Below are 3,533 nucleotides of genomic sequence, written 5' to 3'. Positions count from 1 at the left end.
CGTCGGTCGAGTAGCGCGGAGTCCTGCGTCGGTCGAGTAGCGCGGAGTCCTGCGTCGGTCGAGTAGCGCGGAGTCCTGCGTCGGTCGAGTAGCGCGGAGCGCGTATCGAGACCGGGTGAGGTGGTCTCGATACGGCGCTGCGCGCCTACTCGACCCGCGTCGGCGCCTACTCGACCCGCGACGGCGCCTACTCGACCCGCGACGGCGCCGACGCCGTCAGGGCGGGTTCGCGCTTGCGCGTGGCCGGCGCCGCGAGGGCGGAGGCGACCATGAGGCCGAGCACGACGAGCAGCGCGTTGAGCACGCCGTAGTGCTCGCCGAGGAAGCCGAGGCCGGGCGGGCCGACGAGGAACGCGAAGTAGCCGACCATGGCGACGGCGGAGACGCGGGCGGCGGCGTTCGCGGTGTCGTCGGCCGCGGCGGAGATGCCGACGGGGAAGCCGAGCGAGGCGCCGAGGCCCCAGAGCATGGCGCCGGCGACGAGCATCCACGTCTCGGTGCCGAAGATGAACGCGACGAGCCCGATGATGCCGACGACGGCGGTCGCGCGGAGCACGGCGACGCGGCCGAAGCGGTCGAGGAGCGGCCCGCCGAGCACGCGGCCGGTCGTCATGGCGATCGCGAAGAGGCTGAAGACGATCGCGCCGAACTCCTCGGTCGTGCCGTGGCCGTCGACGGCGGCGAGCGTGATCCAGTCGTTCGCCGAGCCTTCGGCGAAGGCCATGCCGAGCATGACGACGCCGATGAGCAGCAGGCGGCCGTCGCGCCAGACCGAGAGGTTGGTGCGGAGGCGCTCTCGGAACGGCACCTTCGGCCCGTCGGCGTTCTCGTCCTCGGCGGCCTCGCGCACGGGCACGAAGCGCACGGCGACGGCGATCGCGACGGCGATGAGCGCCCCGGCGGCCCCGAAGTGCCACGCGACGGGCAGGTCGATCGCGGCGGTGCCGGCGCCGATGAGCGCCCCGGCGACCGTGCCGAACGAGAAGAACGCGTGCATGAGCGGCATGAGCGTCTTGCCGGCCGCCTGCTCGGCGAGGGCGCCCTCGACGTTCATCATGACGTCGACCGCGCCGTTGCCGAATCCGAGCAGGGCCATGCCCGCGACGATGACGGCGGGGGAGGCGAACACCGACGAGCCGACGCCGACGACGAGGATGCCCGCGCCGACGATCCCGAGGGCGATCGTCATGCCGCGACGGGCGCCGAAGCGCGCGAGCATCCATTGGGCGGCGACGAGTCCGATGATCGAGCCGATCGACATGCAGAGGATGATCGCGCCGATCTGGTCCAGGCCGAGCCCGGTGTCGTCGCGCACGGTCGGGATTCGGCTCACCCAGGTGGCCACGGAGAGCCCGCTGAGGAAGAAGATCGCGAACACGGCGTTGCGCCAGGCGGCGATCGCGCGGGGGGCGAGCGTGGTGTCGGCGGTCATGGCGCTCCAGTGCGGGGATCGGGGAGGAATGGGAGTCCGACGATGACGGGTTGCGCCGGAGCACACCGAATCGAATCGTTTCGACTACGATAATCAGGAGATCCCGGCGACCGCAAACACCGGGATGCGAACGTCCCGTCGCCGCGGGACGACCGAAAGGACGGCATGGGCCACGAGTCGCGCGTCACCCTCGCCGACGTCGCCGAACGGGCGGGCGTCTCCGTCTCGACCGCGTCGCTGGCGTTCTCGGGGTCGGGTCCGGTCTCCGAGGCCACCCGCGAACGGGTCCACGCCGCCGCCGCCGCCCTCGGCTACGGGGGCCCGGACCCCCGAGCCCGATCGCTGCGCCGCGGCCGCTCCGGCATCGTCGGCGTCGTGCTCGAGGAGCGCGTGCGCTCGGCGTTCCTCGACCCGGTGAAGATCCAGATGCTCGACGGCATCACCGACGGCATCGCGCCGCTCGACGCCGGCCTGCTGCTGCTCACCGAGACGATCGAGTCGTCGGTCGGCCTCGATTCCGCGCCCGTCGACGCCGTCGTGCTCATCGGCTGCAGCCCCCGGCTCGAGGAATCCGTCGATCGGCTGCGCCGCCGCGGCATCCCGACGGTCGCCATCGAGGGCACGCCCGCGCCCGACATCGTCACGGTCGGCATCGACAACCGGGATGCTACGCGCCGCGGCGCCCAGCACCTGCGCGACCTCGGGCACACGCGCGTGCAGGTCGTCGCCCTGCCCGCCGATCCCGAGCGCACCCGCGGCCGCTTCGACGCCGACTTCGCGGGTTCGCCGCTCGCCGACACGATGACCGAGCGCCTCGCCGGCGCGCGCGAGGTCTTCCCCGGCATCACCGGTTGGTACGGGCGGGCGTCCTCGATCGAAGAGGGCCTCGAGGGCGGCCGGCGGCTGCTCGGCGACGTCGATCCCGACGACCGTCCGACGGCGATCATCGCGCAGTCCGACCTGCTCGCCGCGGGCGTCATCCGGGCCGCCGAGGAGCTCGGCATCCGCGTGCCCGAGGACCTCTCGGTGCTCGGCTTCGACGGCATCCGCCCCGACGGGCTCGAGACCGATCTCACGACCCTCGTGCAGCCTTCGATCGAGAAGGGTCGCGCGGCGGGCGCGGCCGTCGTGCGGATGCTCGCGGGCGAGCAGCCCCCGAACGTCGACTTCACGTCGGTGCTGCACGTCGGCGCGACGACGGCGCCGCCCGGTTCGCCGGTCGAGTAGCGGCGAATCCCTGCTGCCGGGTCTCGATACGGCGCTTCGCGCCTACACGGCCGGCGGGTATCCCTCCGTCGGTCGAGTAGCGACGCAGGAGCGTATCGAGACCAGTCGGGCGGCGTTTCGCGCCTACTCGACCGGCGTGCCGGCGGTGCGGAGCGCGGCCGCGATCGGCCAGACCAGCAGGGCGCCCGCGGCGGCCGAGCACAGGTCCCAGGGGTCCCAGGCGTTGCCGACGACGAGGTGCGCCGGCGGGAACGCCGCGACGATCGCGCCGGGGATCGGGGTCAGCTGCAGCAGTTCGATCGCGACCGACCAGCCGAGCGCGATCGCCGCGACCGTCCACGCCGGCAGCCGGGGCGCCGCGAGCAGCACGAGCATCCCGACGAGCAGCGTGTAGAGCGCGCCGCCGGCCGCGTCCGTCCACACGGAGAAGCGGAACGCCTGCAGGGCGAGGCCGAGCGCGAGCGTCGCCGCCGCGGCCGCCGCGGCGAGCATCCTGACGCGGTTCGGAGGTCGCATCCGCCCAGTGAAGCACGGCACTCGGCCATCGCCGCGCACAGGCGGCTCCGATGGTCGGTTCGGTTCACGCGGTGGAAACGTACAGACGGTGCTGCGGAAACACCCCCGTTCTAGGGTCAGGCCAGGCACCGGTGCCGCAACCGAAGCGGGCCGGGCCGTCCGAGTGAAAGGCAGTGGTTCGTGAACACGGAAGACACCTCCGCGATACCCGTCGACGAGACCGAATCCCAGCGCGCCGGCGTCTCGCGCCGCCGTTTCCTCCAGGCGATCGGCGCCGGCTCCGGCGCCGGGGCCCTGTACGCGGCCGGCGGCCTCGCCGGCATCCCGGCCGCCGGCGCCGTCGGCACCGTGCCGGCGG

The 3,533-nt window shown here is 73.3% G+C and carries 3 protein-coding genes; 1 reads left to right on the top strand and 2 read right to left on the bottom strand.

All coding sequences use genetic code 11. The features are described from left to right. Window positions 1-187 precede the first annotated feature (187 nt). Complete coding sequence (locus GB864_RS17860) at window positions 188-1,432, bottom strand: MFS transporter (RefSeq protein WP_160427039.1); 1,245 nt, start codon at window positions 1,430-1,432, stop codon at window positions 188-190. A gap of 165 nt (window positions 1,433-1,597) precedes the next feature. Here GB864_RS17860 and GB864_RS17855 point away from each other — a divergent pair, with 165 nt between their 5' ends. Next, on the top strand, window positions 1,598-2,659 hold the full coding sequence (locus tag GB864_RS17855) for a LacI family DNA-binding transcriptional regulator (protein ID WP_160427038.1): 1,062 nt from the start codon (window positions 1,598-1,600) through the stop codon (window positions 2,657-2,659). A gap of 123 nt (window positions 2,660-2,782) precedes the next feature. Here the strand turns inward: GB864_RS17855 and GB864_RS17850 are convergent, their stop codons facing one another. Beyond that, window positions 2,783-3,175, bottom strand: coding sequence for a ribosomal maturation YjgA family protein (locus GB864_RS17850; RefSeq protein WP_160427037.1), 393 nt, complete (start codon window positions 3,173-3,175; stop codon window positions 2,783-2,785). Window positions 3,176-3,533: the final 358 nt, after the last annotated feature.

The organism is Agromyces seonyuensis (assembly GCF_009789225.1).
In the GTDB taxonomy this organism is placed as follows: domain Bacteria; phylum Actinomycetota; class Actinomycetes; order Actinomycetales; family Microbacteriaceae; genus Agromyces; species Agromyces seonyuensis.
The sequence above is the reverse complement of the archived record's forward strand: the minus strand, read 5'-3'. Positions and strand labels throughout refer to the sequence as shown.

Excerpts from the sequence above, each read along its gene's own strand:
- GB864_RS17860 (WP_160427039.1), bottom strand. The coding sequence starts at position 1,432 with ATGACCGCCGACACCACGCTCGCCCCCCGCGCGATCGCCGCCTGGCGC.
- GB864_RS17855 (WP_160427038.1), top strand. The coding sequence starts at position 1,598 with ATGGGCCACGAGTCGCGCGTCACCCTCGCCGACGTCGCCGAACGGGCG.
- GB864_RS17850 (WP_160427037.1), bottom strand. The coding sequence starts at position 3,175 with ATGCGACCTCCGAACCGCGTCAGGATGCTCGCCGCGGCGGCCGCGGCG.